General features: G+C 49.3%; 23 protein-coding genes. 17 read left to right on the forward strand and 6 right to left on the reverse strand.

The genetic code is table 11. From position 1 onward, the window contains the following. Positions 1-27: 27 nt before the first annotated feature. Together AC1HCZ_RS03375 and AC1HCZ_RS03380 are read left to right on the forward strand one after the other, a co-directional pair. On the forward strand, positions 28-441 hold the full coding sequence (locus AC1HCZ_RS03375) for a hypothetical protein (RefSeq protein WP_479462135.1): 414 nt from the start codon (positions 28-30) through the stop codon (positions 439-441). A 17-nt stretch (positions 442-458) separates the two neighbouring features. Further along, a complete protein-coding gene (locus tag AC1HCZ_RS03380) occupies positions 459-944 on the forward strand; it encodes a CDP-2,3-bis-(O-geranylgeranyl)-sn-glycerol synthase (protein ID WP_479462136.1) in 486 nt (161 codons plus the stop codon). On the opposite strand, the gene AC1HCZ_RS03385 is transcribed toward AC1HCZ_RS03380, so the two are convergent. Genes AC1HCZ_RS03385 through AC1HCZ_RS03395 form a run of 3 tightly spaced genes read right to left on the reverse strand, consistent with a single transcriptional unit; the run spans position 898 to position 2501 of the window. After that, positions 898-1092, reverse strand: a complete 195-nt coding sequence (locus tag AC1HCZ_RS03385; RefSeq protein WP_479462137.1) for an RNA-protein complex protein Nop10 — start codon at positions 1090-1092, stop codon at positions 898-900. The two genes, AC1HCZ_RS03380 and AC1HCZ_RS03385, sit on opposite strands and share 47 nt — an antisense overlap. Beyond that, positions 1089-1886 carry a translation initiation factor IF-2 subunit alpha gene (locus AC1HCZ_RS03390; protein WP_479462138.1) on the reverse strand — a complete coding sequence of 266 codons (798 nt, stop codon included), beginning with the start codon at positions 1884-1886 and terminating at the stop codon, positions 1089-1091. Before AC1HCZ_RS03390 ends, AC1HCZ_RS03385 begins: the two co-directional genes overlap by 4 nt. Positions 1887-1931: 45 nt before the next feature. Next, positions 1932-2501, reverse strand: a complete 570-nt coding sequence (locus tag AC1HCZ_RS03395; protein ID WP_479462192.1) for a nucleoside monophosphate kinase — start codon at positions 2499-2501, stop codon at positions 1932-1934. 74 nt (positions 2502-2575) lie between these two features. Between AC1HCZ_RS03395 and AC1HCZ_RS03400 the strand changes: the two genes are divergently transcribed. The 10 genes from AC1HCZ_RS03400 to AC1HCZ_RS03445 all read left to right on the forward strand — a co-directional run bounded on the left by AC1HCZ_RS03400 (position 2576) and on the right by AC1HCZ_RS03445 (position 8263). Continuing rightward, a complete protein-coding gene (locus AC1HCZ_RS03400; protein WP_479462139.1) occupies positions 2576-2968 on the forward strand; it encodes a 30S ribosomal protein S8e in 393 nt (130 codons plus the stop codon). Positions 2969-2976: 8 nt separating this feature from the next. Then, on the forward strand, positions 2977-3276 hold the full coding sequence (locus tag AC1HCZ_RS03405) for a signal recognition particle subunit SRP19/SEC65 family protein (RefSeq protein WP_479462140.1): 300 nt from the start codon (positions 2977-2979) through the stop codon (positions 3274-3276). A gap of 64 nt (positions 3277-3340) precedes the next feature. Then, entirely contained in the window at positions 3341-3544 is a 204-nt protein-coding gene (locus AC1HCZ_RS03410) for an H/ACA ribonucleoprotein complex subunit GAR1/NAF1 (RefSeq protein ID WP_479462141.1), read from the forward strand. Positions 3545-3550: 6 nt separating this feature from the next. Continuing rightward, positions 3551-4621 (forward strand): TFIIB-type zinc ribbon-containing protein, encoded by a 1071-nt coding sequence (locus AC1HCZ_RS03415; RefSeq protein ID WP_479462142.1) that lies wholly within the window; start codon positions 3551-3553, stop codon positions 4619-4621. After that, complete coding sequence (locus tag AC1HCZ_RS03420) at positions 4618-4902, forward strand: hypothetical protein (RefSeq protein ID WP_479462143.1); 285 nt, start codon at positions 4618-4620, stop codon at positions 4900-4902. The genes AC1HCZ_RS03415 and AC1HCZ_RS03420 overlap by 4 nt, the downstream gene beginning before the upstream one ends. A gap of 58 nt (positions 4903-4960) precedes the next feature. Then, positions 4961-5665: a hypothetical protein gene (locus AC1HCZ_RS03425; RefSeq protein WP_479462144.1), complete on the forward strand. Its 705-nt coding sequence runs from the start codon at positions 4961-4963 to the stop codon at positions 5663-5665. Positions 5666-5718: 53 nt separating this feature from the next. Next, positions 5719-6486, forward strand: a complete 768-nt coding sequence (gene hisF / locus AC1HCZ_RS03430) for an imidazole glycerol phosphate synthase subunit HisF (protein WP_479462145.1) — start codon at positions 5719-5721, stop codon at positions 6484-6486. An 18-nt stretch (positions 6487-6504) separates the two neighbouring features. Then, on the forward strand, positions 6505-6678 hold the full coding sequence (locus AC1HCZ_RS03435; RefSeq protein ID WP_479462146.1) for a hypothetical protein: 174 nt from the start codon (positions 6505-6507) through the stop codon (positions 6676-6678). Between the two features lie 148 nt (positions 6679-6826). Next, a complete protein-coding gene (locus tag AC1HCZ_RS03440) occupies positions 6827-7834 on the forward strand; it encodes an MraY family glycosyltransferase (protein WP_479462147.1) in 1008 nt (335 codons plus the stop codon). A gap of 12 nt (positions 7835-7846) precedes the next feature. After that, complete coding sequence (locus AC1HCZ_RS03445; protein ID WP_479462148.1) at positions 7847-8263, forward strand: hypothetical protein; 417 nt, start codon at positions 7847-7849, stop codon at positions 8261-8263. Here the strand turns inward: AC1HCZ_RS03445 and AC1HCZ_RS03450 are convergent. Further along, positions 8211-9290, reverse strand: a complete 1080-nt coding sequence (locus tag AC1HCZ_RS03450) for a hypothetical protein (RefSeq protein WP_479462149.1) — start codon at positions 9288-9290, stop codon at positions 8211-8213. The genes AC1HCZ_RS03445 and AC1HCZ_RS03450 overlap by 53 nt on opposite strands. A 64-nt stretch (positions 9291-9354) precedes the next feature. Between AC1HCZ_RS03450 and AC1HCZ_RS03455 the strand changes: the two genes are divergently transcribed. From AC1HCZ_RS03455 to AC1HCZ_RS03470, 4 genes are read left to right on the forward strand one after another with little or no spacing between them, the layout of a single operon-like run. Further along, positions 9355-9654 (forward strand): 50S ribosomal protein L21e, encoded by a 300-nt coding sequence (locus tag AC1HCZ_RS03455; RefSeq protein ID WP_479462150.1) that lies wholly within the window; start codon positions 9355-9357, stop codon positions 9652-9654. A 37-nt stretch (positions 9655-9691) separates the two neighbouring features. After that, complete coding sequence (locus AC1HCZ_RS03460; RefSeq protein ID WP_479462151.1) at positions 9692-10144, forward strand: 6-carboxytetrahydropterin synthase; 453 nt, start codon at positions 9692-9694, stop codon at positions 10142-10144. A 41-nt stretch (positions 10145-10185) separates the two neighbouring features. After that, the gene (locus tag AC1HCZ_RS03465) at positions 10186-10503 is read left to right on the forward strand and encodes a hypothetical protein (RefSeq protein ID WP_479462152.1); all 318 of its coding nucleotides are present in this window, start codon (positions 10186-10188) and stop codon (positions 10501-10503) included. Continuing rightward, complete coding sequence (locus tag AC1HCZ_RS03470; protein ID WP_479462153.1) at positions 10470-11039, forward strand: hypothetical protein; 570 nt, start codon at positions 10470-10472, stop codon at positions 11037-11039. The genes AC1HCZ_RS03465 and AC1HCZ_RS03470 overlap by 34 nt, the downstream gene beginning before the upstream one ends. Here AC1HCZ_RS03470 and AC1HCZ_RS03475 read toward each other — a convergent pair. Beyond that, a complete protein-coding gene (locus AC1HCZ_RS03475; protein ID WP_479462154.1) occupies positions 11010-11582 on the reverse strand; it encodes a KH domain-containing protein in 573 nt (190 codons plus the stop codon). The genes AC1HCZ_RS03470 and AC1HCZ_RS03475 overlap by 30 nt on opposite strands. A 42-nt stretch (positions 11583-11624) precedes the next feature. On the opposite strand from AC1HCZ_RS03475, the gene AC1HCZ_RS03480 reads away from it, so the two are divergent. Beyond that, on the forward strand, positions 11625-12509 hold the full coding sequence (locus AC1HCZ_RS03480) for a hypothetical protein (protein WP_479462155.1): 885 nt from the start codon (positions 11625-11627) through the stop codon (positions 12507-12509). Here AC1HCZ_RS03480 and AC1HCZ_RS03485 read toward each other — a convergent pair. Continuing rightward, positions 12460-13068 carry a hypothetical protein gene (locus tag AC1HCZ_RS03485; RefSeq protein WP_479462156.1) on the reverse strand — a complete coding sequence of 203 codons (609 nt, stop codon included), beginning with the start codon at positions 13066-13068 and terminating at the stop codon, positions 12460-12462. The genes AC1HCZ_RS03480 and AC1HCZ_RS03485 overlap by 50 nt on opposite strands. Positions 13069-13089: the final 21 nt, after the last annotated feature.

A 13089-nucleotide genomic window follows, 5' to 3' on the forward strand; every position in this document is an offset into this window, starting at 1 on the left:
AAAAAGCTCTATCTGCTGCCCTCCATTTTGGGTTGCGACGAAGAGACGGCGTTCCTATTACCCTCACACCTTTCGTACCTGGGGTACTTCGTTGAGAACGGTCTAGTGTCGGAGGTCGATAACGCGAGAGAGCTCATAATAAAGCTTAACGAGGCTATGAGGAAAAATATGAGCGTAGCAGTAATAGAACCAGAAGAGCTAACTGGGATTAGAAACGTTAGAAAGATGATAGCTTTCGTTTCTTGGTACTTGAAGGAATATACTAGAGCGTCAGGAAATAGGGCCTTTATATTACTGAGGACCAGCGGCCTCACTGAAAGGCCACCGTTCTTCAACTACGTGGAGCCGTGGGCCAGCGTCATAATTGAAGTCGCCTTCAAACATGGAAAGGTGGTCATGCATGTGAACTACGAAGGGGGTGAGGAGATGTGGATTATCTAAACGCGCTGTCACGGGTTTTGCTGTACTTGGCCATCTACTACGCTCCCGCCATGGTTGCTAACGCCTCTCCGGTCTTCGTGGGGAGGGGTACGCCTTTGGACTTCTGGAAGGCGTTTTGGGACGGGAGGCGCATACTGGGTGACGGAAAGACGTGGGAAGGAGTGTTAGTAGGGTTAGTATTCGGTTCGACAATAGCGTGCGTAGAGTCTGCGCTTCTCGAATCGCCTACCTTGTTCGTGTACGGTTTGATGGGCGCTCTCGGAGCCCTTACGGGAGACGTGGTCTCTTCCTTCTTTAAGAGGAGAATGGGTTTGAAGAGGGGCGCCCCTCTTCCTTTGGTTGACCAGCTCGACTTCTACGTCGGAGCTACGGCGTTCATGGTGGCGGTTGGGTGGGAACCTAGGTGGAGGTACATAGTGTTGGGTGCAATAATAATAATTATATTACACAAATTAACTAACTTGATAGCCTATTATCTCCGGTTGAAGGACGTCCCTTGGTAAGTTTTGCGAGAACTCTGTACTTTACGTACTTGTCTTCCGGACTGAACCTCGGCGGGTGCGGTACTACCGTCCCCTCGCCGCATATCGGACACACCTCCTTGAAGGTGTATCTACCACACTTCATACACCTTCTTATTAAGAACTTCATTTCCCTCCCACCTGTTCGAATTTGGCCACTTCTAGCCCTTCCGTCTTGGCTTCTTCTATGATCTTCTCTCCTATGGCCTCGAGGGTCTTCCCTGCAGTCTTGTAGTCCAAGGCGGTCACCTCTACCATGTATCTGGGCGCTCCTATAGTATAGACCCTCACGTTTATCTCATCGCCTTTGATGAAGTCGTAAGCACTCATGAGAGTTCTCCTAATCCGGTCAACGCCGTCGGACGCGAACGATTGTAACACAGCCATGCCCACTACCTTTGCAGGTTTGATCTTTATATGTGTCTTAGCGATTTCTAATATAGCTTTGGCCACTTCTTCTGGAATGCCTAGCTTTGTTAGCACCTCTTCCCCTCCTAAGGCAGCTTCTTCGAAAACTCCGAGCAAGTCTCCGAAGTGCTTTTGAATGTGAGGCTCTAACATATTGTACAGCTTCTCGTAGTCTTCGCCGAGCGACTCAGCTACGAGCTTCAGTAAGTTTTCGCCTTTCTTAAACCTCTTATACATGTACATCTTTCTCTTTCTCTCAGAATCGGTTACTTTCTTCAGCGAAAGGTCTACGGTGCCTCTCTTCTTGTTGACTCTGATAACCTTACACACGATCTTCTGGTTCTCTTTCAACACTTGTCTTATGTTTCGGACCCACCTAGAAGCTACCTCACTCCAAGGTAGGTAGGCTTCCATGTCGTTGTATTCGTCTAACGTGACGTAAGCTCCGTAGTCAAACACTTCTCTGACGGTAGCGACGACGAGTTCGCCGACCCTGGGTAGCCTCTTCTTAGCCATTTTACCGCCTCGCCCCTCCTTCGTGCTTACGGGGTTAAATGGAAATTACGTGTTACAAGCTTCCTCAAGAATTCCCCTTAGGATAAATCTGGCCCTTTTGACGAAGCTTTCGATGTCCTTAGTATTTGGAATGACAAAGTCGGCATCTTCCATGAGTTTCTTAAGGCCGAGTTTAACCTCTTTCTCGTCCCTTTTCTTAAGTATCTCGGCCGCGTCCCCAAAATCGTCGGCACGTGCCCTAGCGGAAAGCCTCTTGACTCTGAGTTCGAAGGGCGCATCGATCGCTATGACTATTACTTTCGCGTAGCTTTTGAAGGCTTCTAACTCTTCGGGGCTCCTGCAGCCGTCGACCAGCACCACACAATGCTCCTTGTACTCTTGCTCTATTCTGTCTATCACCAATCTGGCCAACACGTCTTTGCCGTACTTGGAGCGCAACTCTGAGGCCACTCTGGCCAAGTTATCTGAGGTCAACTCCAGCTCTCTCTTTTTAGTCTCTTCTCTCACTACATCGCCCATGATTATTACCGGTATGCCCAACGATTTTGCGACTTCTGCAAAGGTTCCCTTCCCCGACCCCGGAAGGCCTGTTGTAACAATGAGTAAGCGTACTATGTCCGGCCCCCCTTGGCACGTGCAATGAGAGTGAAAAAATAAAGCGCTCGTTGGAAGCGGGCGGGGAAACGACTTTGGGAGTTTACCACGGTCCGGATTTGAAGAAGATAACTGGAGGGAAGAAGAGGAGACATAGGAAAGTCAAAAGGAAATATTGGATGGGTCGTTATCCGACGAACACCACTTTGGCAGACAAAGAGAAGAGGAAGATAGAAAGGGTCCGGGGAGGCAACATTAAGGTAAGGCTCAGGTACGTCGCTTACGCCAACGTCGTAGACCCCAGCGAGAATGTGACAAAAAAGGTAAAGATACTGAGAGTGCTCGAGACTCCGGCCAATAAGGAGTTAGCGAGACACGGCATCATAGTAAAGGGGACAAAGATAGAGACTGAACTGGGAGTAGCAGTAGTTACCTCTCGACCAGGTCAAGATGGAGTAGTCAACGCAGTCTTGGTCGAGAGGGAGTGAGATATAAAATGGCGCTGAAGAGGTACGAAGGAAAGTACGTAATTTTGTGGCCTCAGTACTTCGACTCGTCCTTGAGCAGGAAGGAGGGGCGACGGGTCCCTCGAGAACTCGCCGTGGCGAAGCCCTCGCAGCGCGAGCTACTGGAGGTCGCTAAGGCTTTGGGTTTGGAAGCCAGACCCCTAGAAGGGAGGTACCCTAGAGAGTGGTGGAACAAGGAGGGCCCCGTCCTAATAGAGAAAAAGGGGAGCAAGCGCGAGGTGATGAAGCTTCTGGCCGAGGGGCTACGGAGGAGAAGGTATCAGAAGTAGACGACTGGTTCCAACCGAATAATAAGCGGATTTGGTAATACCTACATAACACGGGGACTGGGTATTGGAGCTCAGAACTTACAAGGTCACCCGGACTGGAATATATGTCTTTAAGGTGAAGGACGAAGAAATTCCAAGAATCGGAGACAAGATAGAGGTAGATGACAAAATTATGAAAGTTCTAGACATTATCGGACCGGTAGAAGAGCCCTTCGTGGTAGCCAAACCTGTCGTAAATGTTAAAAAGGATAATGGAAAGAGGAGGTGAGCGCGAGTGAGTACGAGCGTCGGAAGTCCCCTCAGGTGCCCTGTCTGCGGCAGTACTTACATAGTTTATAATGAGATGGGCGACCTAGTCTGCGCCAACTGTGGTGCAGTAGTGCAGGAGTCGAGGGAGGTCAGCTTCGACTCCTTCGAGGGTTATGGGAGTGACAACAAACCCATAGTAAGTCGAGGCGTTTTGACCGTTAACCTTCACGATAAAGGATTGGGGAGCACAATAGATATTAGAGAAGCACGCAAGCCCAAGTTCAAAAGGATGGCGAGGCTCAACAGCCGACTGAAGATAGGAGACGACAAAGAGAGCTTCATAGCTGATGTCAAGAAGGGGATTGAAGAATACTCCTCGCTCATAGCGAGGACGTTCGGAACCCCCTTGGGTAAGCAAATAATAATGAACGCGCACGTCGTTTCCGACAGAATATACGATTTGCTCCCTAAAGAGTACAGAAAGAGGGACATAGAGTATAGGAGAAAGGTAGGGTTAGCAACAATATTAGCGGTGATAAAGGAGTGCGGCTCCTATATACCTCCGGAGGTAATCTTAAATAGATTAAACTTAGATCCTGAAGAACAGAAAATAGTTAAGGAGCTCTACGTACTAGTACACGACGCAATAGTTCACGGGAGGGCGAGAGTAGCCGGAGAGAAGTTCTTAGTATGTAAGACTACTACAAAAGAGAGAGTAGCGAAGGTGGCAGAGACTTTATTGAGCTATCTCGAATTACATTCCAACCTACAGCTTGCAAGAAAGACCTTAGTGTTAGAAACTATATACAAGATCTCTGGTGCTCTCGTGAAGGCCAAAAAAGACAGCTTAGGTAGCAAATATATTAGCTCATATGCGGGCGGAATCATATATCTGGCCTTGCGACTTCTAGCGATAGACCAGAAGTCCATGCTTACCCAAGAGGAGATAGCGAAGGCGTTGGGGAGGGGTTCTAATGCTATTAGGAACGCCTATACTGAGATACTAGACAACGTCCTGATAATAGTGGAAGTGCCGGCTAGACCCGTGAGAAATAAATCTAGGAAAACCAAGAAAGACTGCGGGATTAAGTATTGAACGAAAAAGAGGCGATTAACGCGTTAATAAATTTACTGGGGATGGTCTTCTCAAGGCTTCGTGAGGTCGTAGCACACTACCTTCAGCTTTATGTCTTCTCCAAGAATCCTTCCTTAGCTTCCAAATATGGTGATTTCATAATATTCATGGTAACTTTGACAGTACTATACGCCTTGATAGAACTCCTTGAAGGATTCAAGAGGTTCTTCAAGGTCATATTAGTACTGGGCTGGGCGTTGTTGGCTGTACTGATAGCATTAAACTATTTGGTGAATAGGTGAAGTTCTCATTACGAGTAAAATAAAAGGAGGACGTCTGACCTCACACCGGAGAGGACCTATGAACAAAAAGGAGTTTCTGACCGTACTGTCTATACTGCCCGTGTTATTAGCTCAAGCTAACGCTTATACTACTTATACTACCGTCACTAGTACTACGTACACCACGACCACCGTGACAGCCACGTTAATTCCGAACAACCCTTCAACCTTAATACTGCCGGTAACCAAAACTACATACACTACAGTTTACATGACAGTTACGATGGCTCCTCAAGGGCAGAAGGTAGTATACACCACTCTAACCAAAACTACGTATACCACAGTGTATACTACCATAACTGCTATAATAAAGACAATATACAGTACTGTCACGACCACGCTCTACCGCGACATCTACCATCCCGTTACATTCTACTTAACTAAGACGCTGGTCTCCACAGTAACTCTACCCACCACGATCTTCTCAACGATTACTAAAACGTTAACTGAATTTAGGACCATAACTAGTACTATAATCGAGATATTTACCGTTAGCTTTACAGAGACTGTGACTTCAACAGAGAGCACCGTATTAACTACTACATTCACTGCGTTCAGGGCAATTACAGTGACTACAACCACTTTCATAACCAAACAAATAACTGACATCATCACGTCTACAGTCGAAAACATAGCTGCCGTCTACGTCCCGGCCTCTCTGACGGCAGGTTTGATGGTATTGCTGGCCGTGTTAGCGCTGATTTTTAGAAAGGTAGGTGAGTGAAACCAGTTTTTAGTACTTGCCCATGCCCCCTAAACCCTAGAGGGTCGCACGCTTTGCCGTTGGCCAAGCGAATAATCCCCTGTCTGGACGTAAAGAACGGCAGGGTAGTGAAAGGCGTCAGTTTTAGAAACTTGAAGGACGCCGGAGATCCTGTGGAATTAGCAACTTATTATCAAGAACAAGGCGCCGATGAGATAGTATTCTTGGACATATCTGCTACCCCCGAAGGGAGGGAGACTATGGTTGACGTAGTTAGGAGGACTGCAGAAAGCTTGAGCGTTCCCCTGACGGTCGGTGGCGGGGTTAGGAGTTTAGAACATATAGAGAAATTGCTCAAGGCGGGCGCCGATAAGGTCAGTATAAATACGGCTGCCGTAAAGGACCCCTCGTTAATAACTGCGGCCGCAGAGGAGTTTGGCTCCCAAGCGGTGGTAGTGGCAATAGACGCGATGAGGAAGGAGAACGGATGGGAAGTCTACGTCAGTGCTGGCAGAGTGCCTACCGGATTGGACGCCGTCATGTGGGCAAAGAAGGTAGAGGAGCTGGGAGCGGGCGAGATACTGCTAACTTCGATAGACTACGACGGAACTCAGAGAGGTTACGACATAGAGCTGACTAGGTCGGTGAGCGAGGCGGTGAGTATACCGGTAATAGCTTCCGGAGGGGCCGGCGAGTTGGATCACTTCTATTCCGTCTTGACCAAGGGTAAGGCTGATGCCGCTTTAGCGGCGAGCGTGTTCCACTACGGCAAGTTTACCGTCGGAGAAGTCAAAAAGTACCTAATTCAACGGGGTGTACCCGTAAGGCCTTGTTGTTGGTAACCAGCACCGACCTCAATAATGGTCTTAGCTACTAAGAAGTATTCGAACGAGTACGACGCGCTAATAGGAAGAGACATAAACATTTTGTGGATAAAGTCAACAAAGGCGAGGATCAACAAGAGGAAGAGAGAGCCTATGGCGGGTCCGGCTTCGTCGATCACAAACGAGGCGACGACCCCCACGACAGTGTAATAGAGGCTCCACGAGATAAGCGTTGCAACAATTAACAACGGGTTGTAGACAAGCCCAAAGTAGGTACCCATTCCTAACGCCAGCGGTAGGGAAAGTGAAAACGATATGATTAGCCTGCCCCCTGGACCCCACGGGACGCGACCCTTTGATGCCGACGTCAACGCTCTTCGCCAGCACGTCCTTCGTAGTAGCACTTATAACATCATATATCGTCAGTTTGAAGTGGATAGATGCGGCCAAAAAGAGGGAACTGGTGGGTCGGGACGTCAATAAGCCCTACACGGTTTACGTGCCCGAGGCCGGGGGAATAGGTTTCGTCATGGGCTTCTCAATGGGCGTTCTCGCATCTGTTGCCTTAGGGTCGTTCCTAGCGGACGGAAGCCTGTGGTGCCTCTACGTGCTGGCAGCACTTAATACCGTCCTAATGGCAGCTTTTGTAGGCTTTATTGATGACGTCTTAGGATGGAAGAAAGGGTTGAGCCACAGAACCAAGGTACTCTCTACGTTTCCCATAGCTATACCTCTAATGGCAATAAAGGCCGGCGTCAGCACTATGTGCTTGCCCCTAATAGGCTGCAAGGATTTAGGGTTGTTGTACCCCCTCTTCATCGTTCCCGTGGGCGTAGTGGGCGCTACTAACGCGTTCAACATGGTAGCCGGACTAAACGGATTAGAGGCCGGGATGGCTATAATAATATTTTCGACTTTAAGCGTGCTGGCCTATACGCACGGCAGTTTGGCGGCTCTAGTTGTGTCGATATCCGCCGTGGGCGCTGCGTTAGGGTTTTTGAAGTTGAATTGGTACCCAGCGAGGGTATTTCCCGGCGACGTTCTGACGTACTCTGTTGGCTCCGCTATAGCCGTGACCGCTATAGTAGGAAATATGGAGGGCCCTGCGTTGATACTCTTCTTGCCGTACTTCGTGGAGCTAGCATTATATTTGTATGGAAAGAAGAACGGAGTTGAAAAAGAGAGCTGGGGGATACCGGTGGGCGAGTGTTTGGAAGTCCCGTACGATAGGCCCTATAGTGTCACACACCTCGCTATGAAGGCACTAAATGTATTGAAGGGTTGTGCAAAGGAGAAGGAAGTAGTTGAGTTAATACTGGCAATCGAGGCGGCGTTAGCTATTATAGTGTTGTACTTCTACCTTTGAGTGGGTCGATGCTTGGACGAGAGAAAATTAAATGAGATAAGGAAGAAGATGTTGATTAATGCGTTAAAAAGGGCGTTCGAATACTTTCCTATAAGATACGTAATGATATGCTATGACCAAATATTGAAGACATTCAACATAGTAATCAAGTTTGACGATATGCCGTCTCTCCGCGCAACCGACTTGCACGATTATATCTACACTAGGTACGGCCTTGACCCACGCTTTTATGTAGTTAATACATTAAATCCCATCACGAAGGAAAGAATGCTTAAAGAGTGCGAGTTCGTAGGGGGGAATCGTGAAGAATACTTAAGCGACTTAAAGGAAGCCGAGAAGGAAGCGAGAGAGTTCGAACATAACTTAAGGGAGATAGCTAGGCTTTATGGAGTCCGAGGGAGCGAAGGAGCTGGAGCAAGACACGCTTGACCCTTCCGTCCACAACGACCCGATGGTTCCCTATGGGGCTGGGCTCTTCCTCCACTTCAGCCCATATCTGGGTCCTGCACGCGTCCAGATCTTGGCCCTCGACAGTGAAGCCCTCTAATAGCTCGTATCCGAGCTTACTCAACCGGATCGACGTTATCTCCTTACCTTTATCAACATAACCTCTGATGGCTATCGGAAGGCCTGTCTCGTAGTGATAGGTGAGGTCGTACCGGTCCAACAGCGTCAAGGGCGCGGTGCAGTGCGCAAACGCAACTAATTTCGCCTCAACGTAGTCTAAGTTGAATATGCCGCCCACTCTCCCTCGGGCCGAGTAGGTCAAGATCTGCGAAATCAATGAGTTAACGTCTCCTTCGCACGCCGTGGGTACGTTAGCAGCGTTCAGCAGTGCTACGCTTAAGCACGGAGTTACGGCGAAGTCCTTTATTAACTCGAAACAACTTATCGCAGCAGCTCTGTAACCTTTTAGGACTTCGCTGAGGGCCGCGTGGAGCTTGGCCGCCTCAACCAAGTCCTCGCGTTTTACTTCAACCTTCGTCGCGCCTACCTTGACTGACTCAACTAAATCCTTTACTTCGTCGTACTTCAACCTCTCGAGCTTTTCTGCTATTAATGACTTTTCGACGCGTTCTACCTTAATGTCGAAAATACTCATCAAGTCCTCTTCCGTATATCCTGGTGCCACCAGCCACGGGGCCCTCCTGCCTATGAGGGCAACTCTGGCACCGAAGAACTTATCCATCCTGTTGAGAACATTAAGTACTTTCTCCCTCTCTTCAGCAGACTTCACGAAAAAAACTCCAGCCTTGGGTAGTGCGGCCGCCGCTTCCAGCGCCGCAGCCAAAGCGTTTTTCGACGGCCCTGCGATCAAGGCAAGCGCTTTCGGTTTACATTCTTCGTATACCTCTACCACGTGTTTCTCGGAGCCGCCCGTGAGGACCTCTATCGTAACCAAACCGCCCTCACGAGGACACTCCTTGTCGACGCCCCGGTAGCTTGCGCGCATCAAATTCAAGGCTCGTCCCTCAAAGGGTTTTAATCTTCCTCATTAATCCTGTGGGGGTGTTGAGGGCTTGGTAAAGGCGCCAAGGGGTTGGAGGCACCGGACCAGGCACATATACAAGAAGAGGGTGAGGGAGAAGGGAGCAGTACCGCCGCTCAGCCTAGTATTAATAGATTACAAACCGGGCGACAAAGTAATAATTGATCCCAACCCGGCAATATGGTCGGGACTGCCCCACAGGAGGTTCTGTGGAAAGGTTGGCGAAGTGGTGGGCAAGAGGGGGAAGGCGTACTTGGTGAAGGTAAGGGATGGTGACGTGTACAAAACGATAATAGTTCGCCCAGAACACTTAAGGCCTTTCAAACAGTAAAAGGGCGGCGTCCCTTCTCTTCCGCGGTAGGTACGAGTTGACCCTTACGTGTATCAGCGTAGAGGAAAAGTTTCCTGCGGCCCACTACACGAACCCCCGCCTCAGCCCGGCCGGCACTCTACACGGCCACAATTGGAGAGTTAGGGTAGTCGTTTGTAAGGAAGGGGTAAGCGCTTGGGTAATGGACGCCGTCAAGTTACGAAATGTAGTAAACGAGATAATAGATCCGTTACGGTTCAGCTTGATCGTGCCTGAACCAGACGCCAAGCTGTGGCTGGGCCCAAACGGCCTCAAAGAGGTCTTGGAGGAAGCGTTGGGGATAAAGGTCCGTGTGGCCGTTCTACCTTACCCTATAGTTTCGGGAGAAATAATGGCTCACTACGTTTGCAGCAGGGTTAAGGACGAGGTCGATGCTGACTGTTGTAAGGTTGAAGTAGAGGAGTCGCCAGGAGAGGTTGCAACGTACGACGAGTGCGCCTTTACCTCATAAACCTATATATTGCTAATCGAAGGGCTCCCAAGGGAAGGAGCTTGTTCTTACCGCCCGTAGACGATGTAGTAAAAATTTACTCGAAGTTTATAGAGAAGGAAGACGTGGATTCAGCAAACAGATTCTTAGCTTCCGTTGCGGCAATGGCAGCTTACTACGCCTCGGTCGGAGGGGACAGAGATGAAATAAGGAGGTACATAGAGGAACTGAGAGAAAAGATCGTAGAAGGTCCAGAGATGTTAAATCCGTACGTGTTTGGGTTGTTAGGGGACCTCATAGATGATCCGAGCAATTTGGAGGCCGTGAAGGAGAGGTTGAGGTTAATATGGAGTATGGACGAGCTCGGACTAGAGGACTAAAGTGTTATTGCGGGCGTCCGGCCGTAATAAAACACCCTTCGTCCGGAACGCCGTTGTGTAAGAAGCACTTCCTCAGACTGGTTGAACGCAGGTTGTGGAATTCATTTAAAAAGATAAAACTGCGCTCAGCTATAGCAGGGTACACTATCGATACCACGTTGGGCGTGATAGAGGCTCACATGTTGGCTGAAACGCTTAGGAGGCGCGGAATAACAGCAAAACTCACGAAGGGTGGCGAAATAAAGGCCTTCTCTATTGATAAAGTACTATACTTCATGTTGAAAGCGTTTTACGAAAACGACGAAGAAGCTCTAACTTTAGCCGACCCCTACATCTCCAAGAACCCTGCGTACATATTGCTGCCGTACGAGGTAGCCGTGTACGCTAAGCTTCGAGGGATGGACCCCCCGGTCGACCTCTTCGATGGGGCGCTTTGGAGAATAGCCTTGGAAGTCTCGCTCAAACACCCCAGCGAGGCCTACTCGGCGCTGAAACTGATACCGAGGCTAAGGGAGATCTTCCCAATATCTCATTAGGTTGCGCCTCTTTAAGTACCTCATAGAGCTTTCCAAGTTCCGGTAGACCGTCGAGTGCATCTTCCCCTCTATTATTTCTTCTATGGCTTTCTTTGCGGCCTCAACGTTTTCGTACTCGCCTATTATTGCTACAATGCCGTCAGAGATGCTTAGCTTAACCTTGGCTATTTCTTCTATGTTCCTCTTAGCTTTTCCGTGCTTCCCAATTATTCTGCCCAAGATTCTCCTCAACTCCTTGTCGTCTTTACGATTTATCAATATGTCGCGAAGGTCTATAATCTCCATCACGTATTCGTCTCTTAAGAGTAGGGTGGCCGTGTCTACGTCGAATCCGAGAGCTATCGCCTGAAGCAAGTTCTTAGCGTTCAAGAGGTCTAACGAAGTGCTCTCATCTGTGGGCTCTATTATAACCCTTCCGCCCTCTATCTTTACTTTAGTCTTTGTTATCTTCATAATTTCTTCTAGAACTTCCTTTTTCTTGGTTAGTCTTTTCAAGGTCTCTGGCGGAAGGCCTAAGTAAAACCTCATCGGGGACGCGTTCAAACTTGTTGCCCCACTGCTACGCCCTCCCGGTGATTTATTCATATGTGGCCATTAGAAGACAAGAGACTACTCTTGCTGAAGGACTCGATAGCCGTGGTCGTGGGCTACGAGCATCCTCCGGGGTGTTACGTAGCCTACCACAAGTACCGGGCGGGGGACGGCCTCTGGAAGGGCTTCCGTCGCTTGGTCGAGGAGTACTCGCCGACGGCAGTCCTTCAAGGGCGTGTAGTTTACGACCCCAACTTTGGCACCGAGGTACCCTTAGTGTGCGAGGACGAGGTCGTTGAAGCGCCGGACCCCTTGGAGCGTTTCGAAGAGGTTTTATCAGCCCCGAAGGATGAGTTAGAGTACAAGGTTTTGAAGCTGAGCGACGTCCTTATCGGAAAGATCGGCTTGGGTGGATCTCTATTACTAAGAAAGCACCACGCGCTGTCGGACATAGACTTACTAATTTACAGTGATCCGATAACGGCGTGGATTGAGCTGTCCGGTAGCGAGAAGTTGGGTGCGGAGACCTATTGGGTAATTAGCGTAGCCAAGAGGTTGGGTCTACCACCTTCGGTGGTGAAAAGCATGTACTCTAAGGCATTGCGGGCTAACTTCGAGGGGACGCCCGTATCCTTTTCGTACGTTAAGAGAAGCTTCGAGAAGTACGGTTCCAGCGCAGCCACGTTTATAGGCTCTTTTGTAGACGAACTCTACCTAGACCCCTTGGACGAGCGGACATTCTACTACCCTCATAGAAGGCGTGCTGGGGAGATCGTGGTTGAGAGCTATGAAAGCGCATTCTTGAAGGTACTCGTAGAGTGTGAAAGGGTTAAGGTTAAGGGAGCTTTGTACGTGAAACCTGACGGCACAAAAGTAGTTAGGGTGGGCGTTAAGGAGGTCTGGGGTTACGTCCTTCCAGCACGACCTTGCCGTCTATAACGACTTTCACAGCCTTCGCTTTACCCCAAGCGACCACGACGTCAGTCAACTTGGAGGGCGGACATATGTCCAGCCATGATTTTATTTTCTCTACGTGGATTGATACGACCAAGGTCTCGTTTTCTTTCCTCACTTCCGTCTTTACCCTCTTGCATATAGTGTTCTCCAGAGGGTAGATCACGACTACTCCGTCGCCTTTTGATAGTGAGTCCAACAGCTGGGAGAATAAGTATCTCCCCTCGCACGTGAAGTTTGAGAGCACAGTGGCGTTCCAAACTACCTTCGGCTTCGGCGGTTGTAAAAGGGGTAAGGTCTCTACTACGCAGCCGGCGGGGGCGTCTGTAGGGACATACACCTTTAGGTAGGGAGTCTTACAAATTACTTTTACGTTCTTTTCGAGGACTGTGGCGTTGAGAGGGTGAGGGAGGACCACCAAACCCTTGTCAGTTACAGCGACCCACGCGCCCTCTGAGGGCACAAGAGCCCTCACTTGGGCGTTTAGTCCCACTGCAGCGAACGTCAACGCCAGAGAGAGTAAGGTAATAATTGTAGACTTCATCTCGCCTTTCCGGCAGAGCGG

It is taken from the genome of Ignicoccus sp. (assembly GCF_056435145.1).

Bases quoted from the DNA above. Each gene is read 5' to 3' on its own strand.
- AC1HCZ_RS03385 (WP_479462137.1), bottom strand. From the start codon at position 1,092: ATGAAGTTCTTAATAAGAAGGTGTATGAAGTGTGGTAGATACACCTTC.
- AC1HCZ_RS03390 (WP_479462138.1), bottom strand. From the start codon at position 1,886: ATGGCTAAGAAGAGGCTACCCAGGGTCGGCGAACTCGTCGTCGCTACC.
- AC1HCZ_RS03405 (WP_479462140.1), top strand. From the start codon at position 2,977: ATGGCGCTGAAGAGGTACGAAGGAAAGTACGTAATTTTGTGGCCTCAG.
- AC1HCZ_RS03425 (WP_479462144.1), top strand. From the start codon at position 4,961: ATGAACAAAAAGGAGTTTCTGACCGTACTGTCTATACTGCCCGTGTTA.
- AC1HCZ_RS03435 (WP_479462146.1), top strand. From the start codon at position 6,505: ATGGTCTTAGCTACTAAGAAGTATTCGAACGAGTACGACGCGCTAATA.
- AC1HCZ_RS03440 (WP_479462147.1), top strand. From the start codon at position 6,827: ATGCCGACGTCAACGCTCTTCGCCAGCACGTCCTTCGTAGTAGCACTT.
- AC1HCZ_RS03470 (WP_479462153.1), top strand. From the start codon at position 10,470: ATGGAGTATGGACGAGCTCGGACTAGAGGACTAAAGTGTTATTGCGGG.
- AC1HCZ_RS03480 (WP_479462155.1), top strand. From the start codon at position 11,625: ATGTGGCCATTAGAAGACAAGAGACTACTCTTGCTGAAGGACTCGATA.
- AC1HCZ_RS03485 (WP_479462156.1), bottom strand. From the start codon at position 13,068: ATGAAGTCTACAATTATTACCTTACTCTCTCTGGCGTTGACGTTCGCT.